The following is a 15816-nucleotide window of genomic DNA, read 5'->3' on the forward strand; positions in this document are numbered from 1 at the left end:
TGATTGCTCAGCGAGGCGCTATTAATCTTTGTTTATGCATGCATTATTAACGCATGACCATGCTTAACCAGAGGAGACTGGACCAGAATAAGCCTGAAAACATCCAGATACTAAACCAGGTCGTTTGAGTTAAATTCATTTATAACCTCTCTCAGGTCTTGGCGACCAAACAGTATTACTTCAAAACCCGTCGCGCTTGCGAAAAGTTTTACCGTTTTATCAATACTTTCCCGTTGGTGAGCAACAGTGTGCCCTGACCAGAAATAGCTGGCCTGTTAAAATCTATTTACTTATATATTTGTAGTAATCAATTAATGTTGCAGATATAACTTTAATACTTAAGATTTGTTACTTTTGTCCGTCATGAAATCGATAAAGTTGCGCTGTACTTCGCTCAGTCCCCAGCTTTCCGGGATAACTACTTCTGGCTTTTGACTTTTGCAACTCACTTTCTTGATTTTGCTTACTTGCTGTGTCTTTTGATTCAAATACTGCAGGTACATCGTTACCCCCATATATGCCAAATCAGTGATGCAGCCGCTCCCCAAAACAGTACTGATACCGCGAATACCGCTAACCAGGCCTTGCGTCTCAGATTGCTGTTCCGCCGAACCTTCAGAGCTTTGTGACCGAAGTCAGTTTCTACCGTTATTCTGCTAGCCATAGTTTTTGATAATCACTCTCATTGAAACGATTGTTTTGAGCAATCAGAAATTAGGAGGAATCCTAAACATTTTATGGCGCGAAATCCAGACATTTTTATTACGCAGAACGATTAATAGTATTCATTAAAGTTTAAGAAACCAGGTAATCGGCCTTAACTAAAATCTGGATGACGAATGATTACTTAAGCCAAACTGGCCGTTAATAACACCTTTTCCGCACCATTGATAAATCAGCATTTATTGGATTCCTCCCGTTAAACCGCGCCGTATCGCGCTTTGTTAAATCAGAGTATGGGAATCTTCTTAGGCGCGTGCAAAGTTGCCCGCTAAAAAATGTGTACTGTTTCGCATTTAATGAATAACAATGGAAAAACATGTGATGAATGCTTCATTTACGAAAAAGAATAAAAAGATTTTATCAATCGCAACAACAGGCAGGACCAATCTTTTTAGCAGGGCCGGCTTGCAGCCCTGAACTGACGATGGTAAGGCGGGGAATTATTTGGCTGGTAACTTAATATCTTTAAACATTGCTTCTATATCTTCGTTCGAGCGCAGGCCTACTGCCGTATCAACCACATCGCGAGTAAGGTGCGGCGCAAAACGTTGGATAAAGTCATACATATAGCTGCGCAAAAAGGTGCTGCGGCGAAAGCCGATTTTAGTGGTGCTGTAGGTAAAGACGTCAGTAGCTTCGATTCTGACCAGATCAGGGTCGGAAACCGGGTCGACCGCCATGCTGGCAATCACGCCTACACCCAGCCCTAAGCGAACGTAGGTTTTAATGACGTCAGCGTCAGTAGCCGTAAAGACAATGCGCGGTGAAAGGCCTGCGCGATTAAAAGCGGTATCCAGTTCTGAACGCCCGGTAAAGCCAAAGGTGTAGGTAACCAGAGGATACTCTGCCAGCTCTTCAATAGAGACTTTCTCTTTGCCCGCCAGCGGATGGTCTGGCGTCACGACGATAGCGCGGTTCCAGTGGTAACAAGGCAGCATAATCAGATCATCGTAAAGGTGCAGCGCCTCAGTTGCGATGGCAAAATCGGCGTTCCCTTTAGACACCGCTTCTGCAATTTGCGTAGGCGATCCCTGGTGCATGTGCAGCGAGACGCGCGGATAGCGCTCGATAAAGCCTTTGATCACGTTTGGCAAAGCATAGCGGGCCTGGGTGTGGGTAGTGGCGACATAAAGCGAGCCTTTATCCGGCCAGGTATGCTCGCCAGCCACCGATTTAATCGCTTCAACTTTTGACAGGACTTCACGGGCAATGCGAATGATTTCCTGGCCCGCTGGCGTAACCTGCGTAAGATGCTTGCCGCTGCGTGCGAAAATCTGGATGCCCAGCTCATCCTCCAGCATGCGAACCTGTTTACTGATGCCGGGCTGGGAAGTGTAAAGCCCCTCCGCCGTGGATGAAACGTTCAGATTGTGGTTCACCACTTCAACGATATAACGCAGCTGCTGCAATTTCATTTTTGTTCCGTCCGTTTGGCGCCACGCGCCGACGATCTGCGCGCGCAAAAACGCAGCACCCCGGCCTAATGCGATTTTATAATAAGAAAAGGTATATCTATAACAATCATACCAAAGCTGGGCGGAATGTATATGCGGAAGGAAAAAAATGGGCCAGCAGAACGCTGGCCCGGGAGCTTATTTTTTCGCGGCTTTAGCAGCGGCTTTTTCGGTAACTTCCCATTTGCCGTCAACATAAAACGCCGACCAGCCCGTGGCTTTACCTTCTTTTTCTGTACTGACGTACTGCTGCTTTGTTTTACGGCTAAAGCGGACGACCGACTTATTGCCTTCCTCATCCGCAACAGGCGCATCGGCCAGATAACGCAGTTTCTCTGGCAGACGATCGCGGAAACGCTGTAGCTCTTCTACCAGCGGCGCACGCGTTTCCCTTGATTTCGGGAAGGTGTTGGCCGCCAGAAAAACGCCAGCCGCGCCGTCGCGCAGAACAAAGTAAGCGTCTGATTTTTCGCAAGTCAGCTCGGGTAACGGCACCGGATCTTCTTTCGGCGGCGCGACGTCGCCGTTGCGCAAGATCTTACGGGTGTTTTTACACTCGTCGTTGGTACAGGCCATATATTTGCCGAAACGCCCCATCTTCAGGTGCATTTCAGAACCACACTTTTCGCACTCCACAATCGGGCCATCATAGCCTTTGATGCGGAATTCGCCCTGCTCGATTTCATAACCGTCGCAGCCTGGATTATTGCCGCAGACGTGCAGCTTGCGCTGGTTATCGATCAGATAGCTATCCATTGCCGTACCGCATTTGGCACAGCGGCGGCGCGCGCGCAGCGCGTTGGTTTCTGCATCTTCACCCTCAAGAATGTTTAAAACTTCATTCTCAGGGATCAGGTTGATGGTCTGCTTGCAGCGCTCTTTTGGCGGTAGTGCATAGCCGGAACAGCCCAGGAAAACGCCGGTGCTGGCCGTGCGGATCCCCATTTTTCGACCGCAGGTTGGACAGTCGATTGAGGTCAGCACCATCTGGTTTGGCAGCATGCCGCCCTCTTCCGGATCCTTATCCGCTTTCTCCAGCTGCTGGCTGAAGTCGGCAAAGAATTTATCCAGCACGCCTTTCCACTGCGCTTCGTTGTTAGCGACCTGATCGAGGCTGTTTTCCATGTGCGCCGTGAAGTCATAGTTCATCAGCTCACGGAAGTTTTCTTCCAGCCTGTCGGTAACGATCTCACCCATTTTTTCCGCGTAGAAACGGCGGCTTTCGACACGCACGTAGCCACGATCCTGAATGGTGGAGATAATCGAAGCATAGGTAGAAGGACGCCCGATACCGCGTTTTTCCAGCTCGCGAACCAGCGAAGCTTCACTGAAGCGCGCAGGTGGCTTGGTAAAGTGCTGGCTTGGTTTCAGCTGTTGCAGCGCCAGGTCTTTACCTACTTCTACCGGCGGCAGCGTGCGGTCTTCATCACCTTTACGCAGCGCAGGCATCACGCGAGTCCAGCCGTCAAAGCGCAGCGTACGGCCTTTCGCTTTAAGTTTAAACTCACCGGCGGTCACGGTCAGCGTAGTGGAGTCGTACTGCGCCGGTACCATCTGACAGGCCACAAACTGACGCCAGATCAGCTGATAAAGTTTTTGCGCGTCGGCTTCCATATCCTTCAGCTGTTCCGCCTGTACGGCAACGTCAGAAGGACGGATTGCCTCGTGCGCTTCCTGCGAATTATCTTTGCTGGCGTAGGTATTGGCCGCTTTTGGCAGATACTTTTCGCCGAACTCATTTTCAATAAAGCCGCGCACCATGCTGACCGCGTCCTGACTCAGGTTAGTGGAGTCGGTACGCATATAGGTAATGTGGCCGGCTTCGTACAGGCGCTGCGCCATCATCATGGTTTTTTTCACGCCGTAGCCCAGACGGGTACTGGCCGCCTGCTGCAGCGTGGAGGTGATAAAAGGTGCGCCAGGCTTGCTGCTGGTTGGCTTGTCTTCGCGATCGGTAACCTGATAGCGCGCCTTTTCCAGCAGGCTTACAGCAGCCTGAGTTTGCTCGCCGTTAACGGGGCGGAAAGGCTTATCGTGCTGATGGGTAACTTCCATCGGCAGCAGCGTTCCTTCCGGCGTGTTCAGATCGGCATGCAGCTCCCAGTACTCTTCCGGAACGAAAGCCTTGATCTCGCGCTCGCGCTCAACGACAAGGCGCACGGCGACCGACTGAACGCGCCCGGCGGATAAGCCGCGCGCAATTTTCTTCCACAGCAGCGGCGAAACCATATAGCCCACTACGCGGTCCATAAACCGGCGGGCCTGCTGGGCGTTTACCCTGTCGATATTCAGTTCGCCCGGCTTGTCAAAAGCCTGACGAATCGCATTTTTGGTGATTTCGTTAAACACCACGCGGCTGAAGCGCGAATCATCACCGCCGATCACTTCCCGCAGGTGCCAGGCAATGGCTTCCCCTTCGCGGTCAAGGTCGGTTGCGAGATAGATATGGTCGGCGTTCTGCGCCAGCGCTTTTAGCTCGGAAACCACTTTCTCTTTGCCAGGAAGGATCTGATAGTTCGCTTCCCAACCGTGAAAAGGATCGACGCCCATACGGCTAACCAACGCCGCCTTTTCGTCCTTTTTCACTTTTTTAGCTTTACTGGTTGTAGAGTCAGCGCTCTTTTTAACCGTTGATCCACTGGTCGGCAAATCCCGAATATGACCGACGCTGGACTTCACCACGTAGTCATTTCCAAGATATTTATTGATTGTTTTGGCTTTTGCCGGGGACTCAACTATTACGAGAGCTTTACCCATATTTACCTTTACCTGATTGAAACATCCGAGAGTAAATTGTGCCGAAAGCCTGTGGGCCATCCAGCGCGTTAAAACGATTACGGCCGACGGCAGCACCCCGGCACTTTCCCTGTTAACGCGTCCTTACCAGGGCATCAACCCACTGATTAAAGACACCTTTTACAACCTGTTAAGCGAATCTCTAACAGAGCGTAAAGTCTGTTTTACGCCCGGAACCCGAAACGCCCACACTCTACCTGATAAAATCTGATACGCAACTTAATTAGCACCCGCAACCGTTTTACGCCAGCCGGACGTTAAAAAGAGCTGGTGAAGGTAGCTGCCCGGAGCATTGAGATTTTGTTACGACGCAGCGTAATATACTGCCCGGTAATCGCATCTATAAAGGAGAGAATTCTGTGAAATCTACTCAGGCTATTGATAAAACCAGTCTGTTACAGAAAGCGAACGAGATGATCGGCAGTCACGAGGATTTTTTCCCGGGACTTGTCGCCACCGATGTTGAGCAAAAAGGCGACGTGCTGGTGTTTCGCGGCGACTATTTTCTTGATGATCAGGGATTACCGGGCAAAAAAAGCACGGTGGTGTTTAACGTTTTTAAATTTTTGGCCACCGAGCTGTCGCCGCTTTACCATCTGGAATAACGCCCGCCAGGCGGGCGTGCTCAACCTTACAGCAGCGGTTTTTCGCCGCGCTGCCAGAGACGCAGCAGCAGGCGTTCGACGCTGGTGCTGGCGCTCTGCGTAAAGCGATCCATCATTTTTTTGCGCTTCACGTAGTGAACGGCAACAACCTCACGCTGGTTCATCTGGTCGATGATTAAATCGTCGCTGGTGCCGATAGCATCCACCAGCCCTTTTTCCAGGGCCTGAGTGCCGAACCAGTGCTCGCCTGTCGCCACGCTGTCGATATCCAGGGTCGGACGCATCTGGTGCACGAACTCTTTAAACAGCTGATGCGTTTCGTTAAGATCTTCACGAAACTTTTCACGTCCCTGCTCCGTATTTTCACCAAACAGCGTCAGCGTGCGCTTATATTCCCCGGCCGTATGCAGCTCAACGTCAATTTCGTTGCGCTTTAGCAGGCGGTTGAAGTTAGGGATCTGCGCGACAACGCCGATGGATCCAATAATAGAAAACGGCGCGGCTACAATATGGTCCGCCACGCAGGCCATCATATAGCCACCGCTGGCCGCTACTTTATCAACGGCCACGGTCAGGCGAATGTTTTTATCGCGCAGGCGCTGCAGCTGTGATGAAGCCAGGCCGTAGCCGTGCACCACGCCGCCGGGGCTTTCCAGACGCAGCAGCACTTCATCCTGAGGTTTTGCTACCGCCATAACCGCAGACACTTCTTCACGCAGTGAGGAGACTTCGTGTGCGTCCATGCTGCCTTTGAAGTCCAGCACGTAGAGCACGGGCTTGCCTTCGGCCGGTTTAATCCCCTGTTTGGCCTGGCTTTTTGCCGTTTTTGCCTCCAGTTTTTCTTTCTTCTTCTGCTCTTTATGCCAGCGTTTCTGCTCCTGCGGAGGCATACTGGCCAGCCGCATTTCATCCTTTATATGCTGATACTCTTTATCCAGGCGGGTCAGCTTGAGCTGCCCGCTTTGGGTGCGTTTGCGCATGGTCAGGTGGGTTATCAGAATCGCAATGGCCGCGATAGCGATAACTACCGTGACTGTTTTAGCCAGAAAAAGCCCGTAGTAAGAGAGTAGTTCCACTCATTCCACCTTATTTAACATCCAATTAGGAAAGCTGCTAGTGTAGCCGAGTCATCAGGTTGCGTCCTCAGATTCCCGCCGCCTCAGGTGGATTTTGCGTAACATTACGCATAACCGTTCAGAGAAAGGCCGTTATCTGTTGCGGTCGGCGGATGAGCAGCGTTACCCTGTCGCCCTTGTCGTTACCTCTCTTTTCAAAGGCGCAATTATGGATTATCAACCTGACAACAATCTGCTGACCGACCATATTATTCTTATTACCGGTGCCAGCGACGGTATTGGCCGCGAAGCCGCGTTGACCTATGCCCGTTTTGGCGCGCAGGTTATCCTGTTGGGGCGCAACCAGCAGAAAATCAGCGCCGTTGCCGACGAGATTGCTGCAACGGGTAAACCTGCTCCTCTCTCATTTTTGCTGGATTTAGACAGCGCAACGCCGCAGGAGTGCCAGCAGCTGGCGCAAGAGATTGCCCGTCATGTTCCCCGGCTGGACGGCGTGTTACATAACGCAGGCCTGTTAGGTGATGTAGTACCAATGACGCAGCAGGATCCTGTGGTCTGGCAGCAGGTCATGCGCGTAAACGTCGACGCCACCTTTTTCCTGACCCAGGCTCTGCTGCCGCTGCTGCTGAAGTCTGCTCATGGCGCACTGGTCTTTACCTCTTCCAGCGTGGGCCGCCAGGGGCGCGCAGGCTGGGGTGCCTATTCCGTCTCTAAATTTGCTACCGAAGGTATGATGCAGGTGCTGGCCGAAGAGTATCGCGGTCAGTTACGCGTTAACTGTATCAATCCTGGCGGCACTCGCACGAAAATGCGCGCCAGCGCTTTTCCAGAGGAAAACGCCGACAAGCTGAAAACGCCAGCGGATATTATGCCAACCTATCTTTATGTGATGGGCGAAGATTGCCAGCAGTCAGGGCAAAGCTTTGACGCGCAGCCGGGGCGTAAACCGGGAGCGGCAGAGTAATGGATGACCGCCACCAGCAGCGCCAGCAAAAGCTGAAAGAAAAAGTTGATGCGCGTATTGCGGCGGCTACCGAAACGCGCGGCATCCTGATGGTTTTTACCGGCAACGGTAAAGGAAAAACCACCGCTGCCTTCGGTACCGCTGCACGCGCGGTCGGTCACCAGAAACGCGCAGGCGTTATCCAGTTTATTAAAGGCGACTGGCCTAACGGCGAGCGCAATTTACTGGAGCCGCACGGCGTGGAATTTCAGGTGATGGCGACAGGGTTTACCTGGGACACGCAAAACAGGGAAACGGATACGGCAGCCTGCCTGGCGGTCTGGGAGCATGCTAAGCGGATGTTGCAGGATGCTTCGCTGGATCTCGTGGTGCTGGACGAGCTGACCTATATGGTGAGTTTTGATTATCTGCCGCTGGAAGAAGCGATCGCAGCGCTACGTAATCGCCCGGCGCAGCAAAGCGTCATTATTACCGGGCGCGGCTGTCACCGCGATCTGCTGGCGCTGGCGGATACCGTGACTGAAATGCGGCCGGTAAAGCATGCGTTTGATGCAGGTATACAGGCGCAACAGGGAATTGACTGGTAACAAGAGATAAAAAAAGGCGAATCACTTCGCCTTCAGATGGTTGCCAGACCTACAGCCCGTGCGTTCCGGCATTTTATACAGCACCACCCTGGCCTGCTGGCAGCGGAGGCCAACCGGATAAGTGGGCCGTTTTGGCACCCGATTGCGTCGGTTAACGCTTGCTGGCCGGGCGGCGATTACCGCTGACCTGCGTATGGCGTTTAACCGCGCGGCGGATCTGGTTAGCCTTGGTACGACGACGATCTTTTTCTACCGCAACTTTACTGGTGGTTTCTGGCGGCAGGCCGACCAGCTCACGTAAATAGTTGGTTGGCGGCAGCTCCAGTTCAGTCCAGCCCCCGCGCGGTAAACCTTTTGGTAAGGTAATGTCGCCGTAACGTGTACGGATCAGACGGCTGACCTGCACGCCTACGGATTCCCACAGACGACGGACTTCACGATTGCGCCCTTCGGTCAGCGTTACGCTGTACCACTGGTTAATGCCTTCACCGCCGGTAAACTTCAGCGTTTTAAACGATGCAGGGCCATCTTCCAGCTGTACGCCTCGGCTTAGCTGTTTAAGCTTGTCATCATCCACCTGACCGAAGACGCGAACGGCATATTCCCTTTCTACTTCACGGCTTGGGTGCATCAGACGGTTAGCCAGCTCGCCATCGGTAGTAAACAGCAGCAGGCCACAGGTATTCACGTCCAGACGGCCTACGGCAATCCAGCGCGCGCCGCGCAGCTTTGGCAAACGGTCAAATACGGTAGGACGGCCTTCCGGATCGTTACGGGTGCACAGCTCGCCTTCCGGCTTGTAATAAGCCAGTACGCGACAGATTTCACTGGTGGATTCTGCGACGGAGACCAGATGGCCGTCGATACGGATTTTTAGTGCTTTACTCGGCTCTACGCGGTCGCCCAGCGTGGCTATTTTGCCGTCCACGCTGACGCGTCCGGCAGAAATCATGGTTTCAATCTCGCGGCGGGAACCGTGCCCGGCGCGCGCTAAGACTTTCTGTAATTTTTCGCTCATGGCGCTGCCTCTGTGTCGCCTTCCCAGGCGTCATTAAGTGAATTGGCCCGTGACTTGAGAGGCGAATGCGCGGTGGCTTGCTCGCCCCTGTTTCAGGGGAAGCGCATTCTACACTAAGTTATCTGCTATTGATAACGCTACCGGGTCGTTTGCATGGGAAAAGCGTCACGCGCTGTCCGCGACACAGGTTAGCGGCCAACCCGACAGATAATCTTATCGTTTACTCATTCCTTATTCTTAACAAATCGCCTGCCCTAAGCCAATTTAACGACGTCCGCAACCGCGCAACAAAAGCTCATTGTTATTTAATTGTTAATCATTATCGCGCTAATATTTTATAAATTAAAGTTAGCCTTTTAATTGCCGATACTGCGCCATTACTGGTTTTAGCTGAAAACAAACGCAAATTAATACAAAAACAGAGGCTGAATCAGTTAAGCAAAATGTTTTATAGATGTTAAAACCAGCTTTTTCCTGCAAGGCAGTCAATCAGGCTGACTTAATGCAAATTAATAAAAGCGTCAGTACATCACTCCCAAAATAAGCAGGCGATATATATTGCAGATTGAGTTAATTCCTGACTATTCGGGTTATTATTATTTTCGCTGCTTAATTTGTTTGCTCGGCTAATAAGTTTGTGTAGAATTCACTCAGGCCATAAAGAGCCACATTAATGAACTGGTTACCAGTCATAATAAATTTTAGTTAAGTCACAAATAAATTTTAAATAGAAATTGGTTTTAAAAAACGGGGGGCGCAGCTCCCTTTATACCGCTGATTTCGGTCAGCATCGGCCTTACACGTCATTAATCTTCACCAGGGATTTTCCGACGTGTCCGACAAAGTGTAACGATGATGAAAAAAATAATTCCCTTAGCGGCGTTGGCATTGCTGACGCTCACCGGCTGCTCTGTCGGTAAATATGAGTACAGCAAAGAAGCGCTGAAGCGTGTGGACATGAATTTTACCGGCATTCCTACCATTCTGGGTGTAGGTTCGCTCGGCACCAGCATTCCGATTACGCCTGAGTACAGCCTGACCGCTGCCCACGTGGCGAAGCTCTCCGTCCAGCGCGTTAAGGCCTATCATCCTTACTGCGATCTGGCGATCATTTACCACAAAAACGACATGAAGACCCTGCCGAAATTCCGCGAGGGCGATATTGGCGAGTCGGTAAAAATGTATGGCTATAGCTTTATTACCGCAATGCCGGTGGAATCTTCCGGTGTCAATCTGGCCCTGACCGGCATTCGTAACGAGTGGAATAAACGTCCCTGCGTGGCAATGGCTTCCAATGCGGGCGTAGTAAAAGGTATGTCGGGCGGCGCGGTTTATAACAGCGACGACACTATCGGTGGCGTTATTGTCGGCTTCACTAATGAAATTAAGCGTCATAAAGCCAGCAACGTGCCTTTAAAAGACGTTTCGCTTTATATTCCTTACGAAGATTTTAAGGACTGGCTACAAAAAACCACTTCTTAAAGCAAATTTTTCTGCTAGTGAACTTTTGAAAGTAAATAAAGACAGCATCAGGGGTATTACCTTAAGGTAAACTTAATATTGTCTTAGTTTTAAATCAGGGAAGGAGAAAAGGAATGCCTGGTTTGGGAAAGGCTCGCCTGTCACCACGGCGAGCCACCAGCCTGTTAAAGGAAAGGTTTAATATCGCCTACGCCTTCGCGTACCACTTCCGGAGTATTTTCGGTAAGATCAATAACCGTTGTCGGCTGCTGCCCCAGATAGCCACCATGAATAATTAAATCCACCTGTTTGCCAATTTCATCCTGAATCGCTTCCGGATCGGATTCGGTGAAATCGTTGCCCGGCAGCATCAGCGACGTCGACATTAAAGGCTCGTTTAACGCCTCCAGCAGCGCCAGCGCGACAGGATTAGACGGCACGCGCAGCCCGATAGTTTTACGCTTGTCGTTCATCAGACGACGCGGCACTTCTTTGGTCGCCTTCAGAATAAACGTGTAGTTGCCCGGCGTATTATTTTTCATCAGCCGAAAAGCCGTATTATCGACGTGAGCGTAAGTGGAAAGCTCAGACAGATCGCGGCAAACCAGCGTGAAATTGTGATTACCGTCCAGCTGGCGAATGCGACAGATACGCTCCATCGCGCTTTTATCTTCCAGCTTACAGCCCAGCGCATAGCCGGAATCGGTAGGATAAACGATCACCGCGCCTTTATTTAAAAGCTCAACGGCCTGCTTGATCAGGCGCGGCTGCGGATTTTCCGGGTGTATATAAAAAAACTGACTCATTGTTAACCTCATCTCCGTCGCGCAACGGGCGAACGGATTTAAATTTCAGGGAAGCGTAGCCAGACTGCTTCTACGCCAGCCGGAAGCCACAATTTTTTTCCCAGCTCGATCCACGGACAAGGTTGATGAAAATCCGATCCTTGCGACGCGGCCAGCTGGTAATCCTGCGCATAACGCGCCAGCTGCGTACGCTCATTGGGCGGCTGCTGGCACTGCGCCACTTCCATCGCATCACCGCCCTCTTCTTTAAAATGAGCGATAAGGCGCTTTAGCCACTTGGCGGAAAGCCCGTAGCGGCCCGGATGGGCCAGTACGGCACGTCCACCAGAATGATGAATAGCATCAATGGCTTGTTTGATTGTACACCACTGTGGCGGCGCGTAGCCGGTTTTACCGCGCGCCAGGTAATTTTTAAACACCTGCGCCATATTATCGGCTTTTCCCTGCGCTATCAGATAGCGAGCGAAATGGCCACGGGTGATTGCGCCACCGTCCGCTAACGCCAGTGCGCCTTCCAGCGCGCCGGGAATGTGCGCTTTTTCCAGACGTTCCGCTATCAGTTGCGCACGCGCCAGCCGGCGATCGCTCTGCCCCTGAAGAAACTGCGTCAAAACAGGATGCTGGCAGTCGACGCCAAGCCCGACAATATGAATTTCATGGTTTTCCCACAGGGAAGAAACCTCCACGCCAGCGATAAGCCGTAAAGGTAGCTGATGCCTGACAATGGCGTCACGCGCGGGCTGAACGCCGTCGACCGAATCGTGATCGGTAATAGCCAGCACGCCAACGCGCTGCTCGACCGCACGTAACACCAGCTCTTCAGGTGTGAGCAGGCCATCAGAGGCACGCGTATGGCTGTGTAAATCGTAGATGGGCCAGGGATTAAGCGGGGTTAAGGACAAAACGACTCCGTAAAGCGCGGAAAATTTTCTGCAATGATACCCGTAATCCCGACGGAGAGAAAAAGAGTATTGACTTTTTCCTGCTGAACCAGTTAACTAGTACGCAAGTTCACAGGCAAAGGTAGCGACATAATGAAAATGACAAAAGCAACGAACGGCTGGTGGCATACTTCTCCCTGATCGGGCGAAGGAGTCGTGCACGTCGTTGTACAGCTACCCAGGCCCGCCGCAAGCGGGCCTTTTTTTTAGCCAATTTCAGAGATTAACCTTATGCATCATGCCAATTCTACAGTGAAGTTAATTACCGGTAGCGCGCCCTACCGTGAAGATCCGGCCGCGGTTTTTCATCAGCTTTGCGGCGCGCGTCCCGCTACGCTGCTGCTTGAATCTGCCGATATCGACAGCAAGCGCAATCTAAAAAGCCTGCTGATTATTGACAGCGCGCTGCGGATTACCGCACTCGGCGATACCGTCACCTTACAGGCGCTGTCGGAAAACGGTCGTGCGCTGCTGCCATTACTTGATGCCGCTCTGCCTCCTTCGGTCATTAATACGGTTCGCCCCGACGGCCGCGAGCTGCGCTTCATCTCAAACAGCGAGGTTCAGGATGAGGATTCTCGCCTGAAATCGCTGTCGGTTTTTGACGCGCTGCGCCTGATCCCGCACCTGTTAAAAAGCCCGGCAGAAGAGCGCGAAGCTATGCTGCTTGGCGGCTTATTCGCCTATGACCTGGTGGCAGGCTTTGAAGATTTGCCGCAGCTGGATAACGAACAGCGCTGTCCCGACTACTGCTTCTACCTGGCAGAAACGCTGCTGGTTATCGATCATCAGAGCCAGAGCGCGCGTCTTCAGGCCAGCCTGTTTACCTCCGCGCCCGGCGAGTTTTTGCGCCTGCAGCGTCGGATAGAACAACTACACGCGCAGATGCTGCAACCTGCCCCTGCACTGCCGGTGCAGGCGGTAGAAAAGATGGCCCTGAATGTCAGCCAGAGCGATGAAGAATATTGCGCGGTCGTGCGTAAAATGCAGGAGGCGATCCGCATTGGCGAAATTTTCCAGGTAGTGCCTTCACGCCGTTTTTCACTGCCGTGTCCGTCGCCGCTGGCCGCTTATGAGACGCTGAAAAACAGCAACCCAAGCCCTTATATGTTCTTTATGCAGGATCAAGATTTCAGCCTGTTCGGCGCTTCACCGGAAAGCTCGCTGAAATACTCTGCCCTTGACCGCCAGATTGAAATTTATCCGATTGCCGGAACTCGCCCGCGCGGTCGTCACGCCGATGGCTCGCTGGATCGCGACCTCGACAGCCGCATTGAGCTGGAGATGCGTACCGATCACAAAGAGCTGGCCGAGCATCTGATGCTGGTCGACCTTGCGCGCAACGATCTGGCGCGCATCTGCGAGCCGGGTAGCCGCTATGTTGCCGATTTAACCAAAGTTGACCGTTACTCTTTTGTGATGCATCTGGTTTCCCGCGTGGTGGGCAAGCTGCGGGCGGATCTTGATGTGCTGCACGCCTATCGCGCCTGCATGAATATGGGCACGTTGAGCGGCGCGCCGAAGGTTCGCGCTATGCGCCTGATTGCTGAAGCCGAAGGCACGCGGCGCGGCAGCTACGGCGGCGCGGTAGGCTACTTTACCGCCAGCGGCGATCTGGATACCTGCATCGTGATTCGTTCAGCCTATGTTGAAGACGGCGTCGCTACCGTTCAGGCTGGCGCAGGCGTGGTGCTGGACTCAAATCCGCAGGCGGAAGCCGATGAAAGCCGTAACAAAGCCCGCGCGGTTCTGCGCGCCATTGCCACCGCGCACCACTGCAAGGAGATTTTCTGATGGCTGACATTCTGCTGCTCGACAATATTGATTCCTTTACCTATAACCTCGTCGACCAGCTGCGCGCTTTCGGCCATAACGTGGTTATTTATCGTAATAACGTGCCCGCCGATACGCTGATTGCGCGTCTGCAACAGATGGAAAATCCGGTTTTGCTGCTGTCTCCCGGCCCTGGCGCACCGGCTGACGCAGGCTGCATGCCTGAACTGTTAGCACGCCTGCGCGGTGAGCTGCCCATTGTTGGCATTTGCCTGGGTCATCAGGCGATTGTGGAAGCCTACGGGGGTCATGTCGGTCAGGCTGGCGAAATCCTGCACGGTAAGGCTTCTGCCGTTACCCATGATGACCAGGGGATGTTTGCCGGACTGAGCAATCCGCTGCCGGTCGCGCGCTATCACTCTCTGGTTGGCAGTAACGTGCCGGACGGGCTGACGGTTAACGCTACTTTTAACGGCATGGTGATGGCCGTTCGCCACGACGCCGACCGCGTCTGCGGCTTCCAGTTTCACCCGGAATCGATTCTGACTACTCAGGGCGCACGTCTGCTGGAACAGACGCTTGCCTGGGCGCTGGCAAAATAAGGAGAAAAAGATGAACGCTATTCTGGAAAAACTGTACCAGGCGCAAATCCTGACCCGTGCGGAAAGCCACCAGCTCTTTTCCGCTATCGTCACCGGCAAGCTTGAGCCGACCCAGCTCGCGGCCGCGCTGATTGCGATGAAGATCCGTGGTGAACATCCGGAAGAGATTGCCGGAGCCGCTACGGCGCTGCTGGAAGACGCCAAACCTTTTCCGCGTCCGGACTACGCCTTTGCCGATATCGTCGGCACCGGCGGGGACGGCAGCAACAGCATTAATATTTCTACCGCCAGCGCCTTTGTTGCGGCCGCCTGCGGGTTGAAAGTAGCCAAACACGGTAACCGCAGCGTCTCCAGCAAGTCCGGCTCTTCCGATCTGCTGGCGGCTTTTGGTATTAATCTGGATATGCCTGCACAGCAGGCGCGCCAGGCGCTGGACGAGCTGAACGTCTGTTTCCTGTTTGCGCCACAGTATCACACCGGTTTTCGCCATGCGATGCCGGTACGCCAGCAGCTTAAAACCCGTACCCTGTTTAACGTGCTTGGCCCGCTGATTAACCCTGCACGTCCGCCGCTGGCAGTGATTGGCGTTTACAGCCCGGAGCTGGTGCTGCCCATTGCCCACACGCTGAAGGTGCTGGGCTATCAGCGCGCGGCTGTTGTGCACGGTGGCGGTATGGATGAGGTAGCGTTACACAGCGCTACGCACGTGGCGGAACTGCGTGACGGCGAAATTACCAGCTATCAGCTGACGCCGGAAGATTTTGGCCTGAGCTTTCATCCGCAGGAAGCGCTGGCAGGCGGTACGCCGGAAGAAAACCGTGACATTCTGACGCGATTGCTCCAGGGTAAAGGCGAGCAGGCGCATGAAGAGGCCGTGGCCGTTAACGTCGCGCTGCTGTTGAAAATATTCGGCCAGGAAGATTTACGGGAAAACGCGCAACAGGCGCTGCGCGCCATCCGCAGTGGCCAGGCTTTTGAGCGCGTCGTCGCGCTGGCAGCAAGAGGATAAT

12 protein-coding genes and 1 pseudogene are annotated in these 15816 nt (G+C 53.0%); 6 read left to right on the forward strand and 7 right to left on the reverse strand.

Going from position 1 to position 15816, the window contains the following annotated elements; all coding sequences use genetic code 11:
- Nucleotides 1-505 precede the first annotated feature (505 nt).
- The 3 genes from KUE00_RS09945 to topA all read right to left on the reverse strand — a co-directional run bounded on the left by KUE00_RS09945 (nt 506) and on the right by topA (nt 4934).
- Entirely contained in the window at nt 506-664 is a 159-nt protein-coding gene (locus tag KUE00_RS09945) for a YmiA family putative membrane protein (protein ID WP_246759676.1), read from the reverse strand.
- Between the two features lie 499 nt (nt 665-1163).
- Complete coding sequence (gene cysB / locus KUE00_RS09950) at nt 1164-2138, reverse strand: HTH-type transcriptional regulator CysB (protein WP_246759678.1); 975 nt, start codon at nt 2136-2138, stop codon at nt 1164-1166.
- A 177-nt stretch (nt 2139-2315) separates the two neighbouring features.
- Nucleotides 2316-4934 (reverse strand): type I DNA topoisomerase, encoded by a 2619-nt coding sequence (topA, locus tag KUE00_RS09955; RefSeq protein ID WP_246759680.1) that lies wholly within the window; start codon nt 4932-4934, stop codon nt 2316-2318.
- Between the two features lie 398 nt (nt 4935-5332).
- On the opposite strand from topA, the gene KUE00_RS09960 reads away from it, so the two are divergent.
- The gene (locus tag KUE00_RS09960) at nt 5333-5578 is read left to right on the forward strand and encodes a DUF2498 family protein (RefSeq protein ID WP_343215883.1); all 246 of its coding nucleotides are present in this window, start codon (nt 5333-5335) and stop codon (nt 5576-5578) included.
- Nucleotides 5579-5604: 26 nt separating this feature from the next.
- Here the strand turns inward: KUE00_RS09960 and sohB are convergent, their stop codons facing one another.
- The gene (gene sohB / locus KUE00_RS09965) at nt 5605-6654 is read right to left on the reverse strand and encodes a protease SohB (RefSeq protein ID WP_246759681.1); all 1050 of its coding nucleotides are present in this window, start codon (nt 6652-6654) and stop codon (nt 5605-5607) included.
- 208 nt (nt 6655-6862) lie between these two features.
- Between sohB and KUE00_RS09970 the strand changes: the two genes are divergently transcribed.
- Both KUE00_RS09970 and cobO read left to right on the forward strand, forming a co-directional pair.
- Nucleotides 6863-7618 (forward strand): YciK family oxidoreductase, encoded by a 756-nt coding sequence (locus KUE00_RS09970; RefSeq protein ID WP_246759757.1) that lies wholly within the window; start codon nt 6863-6865, stop codon nt 7616-7618.
- Nucleotides 7618-8205 carry a cob(I)yrinic acid a,c-diamide adenosyltransferase gene (cobO, locus tag KUE00_RS09975; protein ID WP_246759682.1) on the forward strand — a complete coding sequence of 196 codons (588 nt, stop codon included), beginning with the start codon at nt 7618-7620 and terminating at the stop codon, nt 8203-8205. The genes KUE00_RS09970 and cobO overlap by 1 nt, the downstream gene beginning before the upstream one ends.
- A 151-nt stretch (nt 8206-8356) precedes the next feature.
- Here the strand turns inward: cobO and rluB are convergent, their stop codons facing one another.
- Nucleotides 8357-9223: a 23S rRNA pseudouridine(2605) synthase RluB gene (gene rluB, locus KUE00_RS09980; RefSeq protein WP_246759683.1), complete on the reverse strand. Its 867-nt coding sequence runs from the start codon at nt 9221-9223 to the stop codon at nt 8357-8359.
- A gap of 855 nt (nt 9224-10078) precedes the next feature.
- Between rluB and KUE00_RS09985 the strand changes: the two genes are divergently transcribed.
- Nucleotides 10079-10705 (forward strand): serine protease, encoded by a 627-nt coding sequence (locus KUE00_RS09985; protein ID WP_246759758.1) that lies wholly within the window; start codon nt 10079-10081, stop codon nt 10703-10705.
- 164 nt (nt 10706-10869) lie between these two features.
- Here the strand turns inward: KUE00_RS09985 and KUE00_RS09990 are convergent, their stop codons facing one another.
- Together KUE00_RS09990 and rnm are read right to left on the reverse strand one after the other, a co-directional pair.
- Nucleotides 10870-11490, reverse strand: a complete 621-nt coding sequence (locus KUE00_RS09990; RefSeq protein WP_246759684.1) for an L-threonylcarbamoyladenylate synthase — start codon at nt 11488-11490, stop codon at nt 10870-10872.
- Between the two features lie 38 nt (nt 11491-11528).
- The gene (gene rnm / locus KUE00_RS09995) at nt 11529-12392 is read right to left on the reverse strand and encodes an RNase RNM (RefSeq protein WP_246759685.1); all 864 of its coding nucleotides are present in this window, start codon (nt 12390-12392) and stop codon (nt 11529-11531) included.
- Nucleotides 12393-12662: 270 nt separating this feature from the next.
- Between rnm and KUE00_RS10000 the strand changes: the two genes are divergently transcribed.
- Nucleotides 12663-14225 (forward strand): anthranilate synthase component 1, encoded by a 1563-nt coding sequence (locus KUE00_RS10000; protein WP_246759686.1) that lies wholly within the window; start codon nt 12663-12665, stop codon nt 14223-14225.
- Nucleotides 14225-15815, forward strand: a pseudogene (gene trpD, locus KUE00_RS10005) (bifunctional anthranilate synthase glutamate amidotransferase component TrpG/anthranilate phosphoribosyltransferase TrpD). The gene KUE00_RS10000 and the pseudogene trpD overlap by 1 nt, the downstream one beginning before the upstream one ends.
- Nucleotide 15816 lies beyond the last annotated feature (1 nt).

It is taken from the genome of Erwinia phyllosphaerae, assembly GCF_019132875.1.
Classification (GTDB): Bacteria; Pseudomonadota; Gammaproteobacteria; order Enterobacterales; family Enterobacteriaceae; genus Erwinia; species Erwinia phyllosphaerae.

What these genes read in the sequence shown, in the direction of transcription:
- KUE00_RS09970 (WP_246759757.1), top strand. Translation starts at nt 6,863, where the DNA reads ATGGATTATCAACCTGACAACAATCTGCTGACCGACCATATTATTCTT.
- cobO (WP_246759682.1), top strand. Translation starts at nt 7,618, where the DNA reads ATGGATGACCGCCACCAGCAGCGCCAGCAAAAGCTGAAAGAAAAAGTT.
- KUE00_RS09985 (WP_246759758.1), top strand. Translation starts at nt 10,079, where the DNA reads ATGAAAAAAATAATTCCCTTAGCGGCGTTGGCATTGCTGACGCTCACC.
- rluB (WP_246759683.1), bottom strand. Translation starts at nt 9,223, where the DNA reads ATGAGCGAAAAATTACAGAAAGTCTTAGCGCGCGCCGGGCACGGTTCC.
- KUE00_RS09945 (WP_246759676.1), bottom strand. Translation starts at nt 664, where the DNA reads ATGGCTAGCAGAATAACGGTAGAAACTGACTTCGGTCACAAAGCTCTG.
- KUE00_RS09990 (WP_246759684.1), bottom strand. Translation starts at nt 11,490, where the DNA reads ATGAGTCAGTTTTTTTATATACACCCGGAAAATCCGCAGCCGCGCCTG.
- cysB (WP_246759678.1), bottom strand. Translation starts at nt 2,138, where the DNA reads ATGAAATTGCAGCAGCTGCGTTATATCGTTGAAGTGGTGAACCACAAT.
- KUE00_RS10000 (WP_246759686.1), top strand. Translation starts at nt 12,663, where the DNA reads ATGCATCATGCCAATTCTACAGTGAAGTTAATTACCGGTAGCGCGCCC.
- topA (WP_246759680.1), bottom strand. Translation starts at nt 4,934, where the DNA reads ATGGGTAAAGCTCTCGTAATAGTTGAGTCCCCGGCAAAAGCCAAAACA.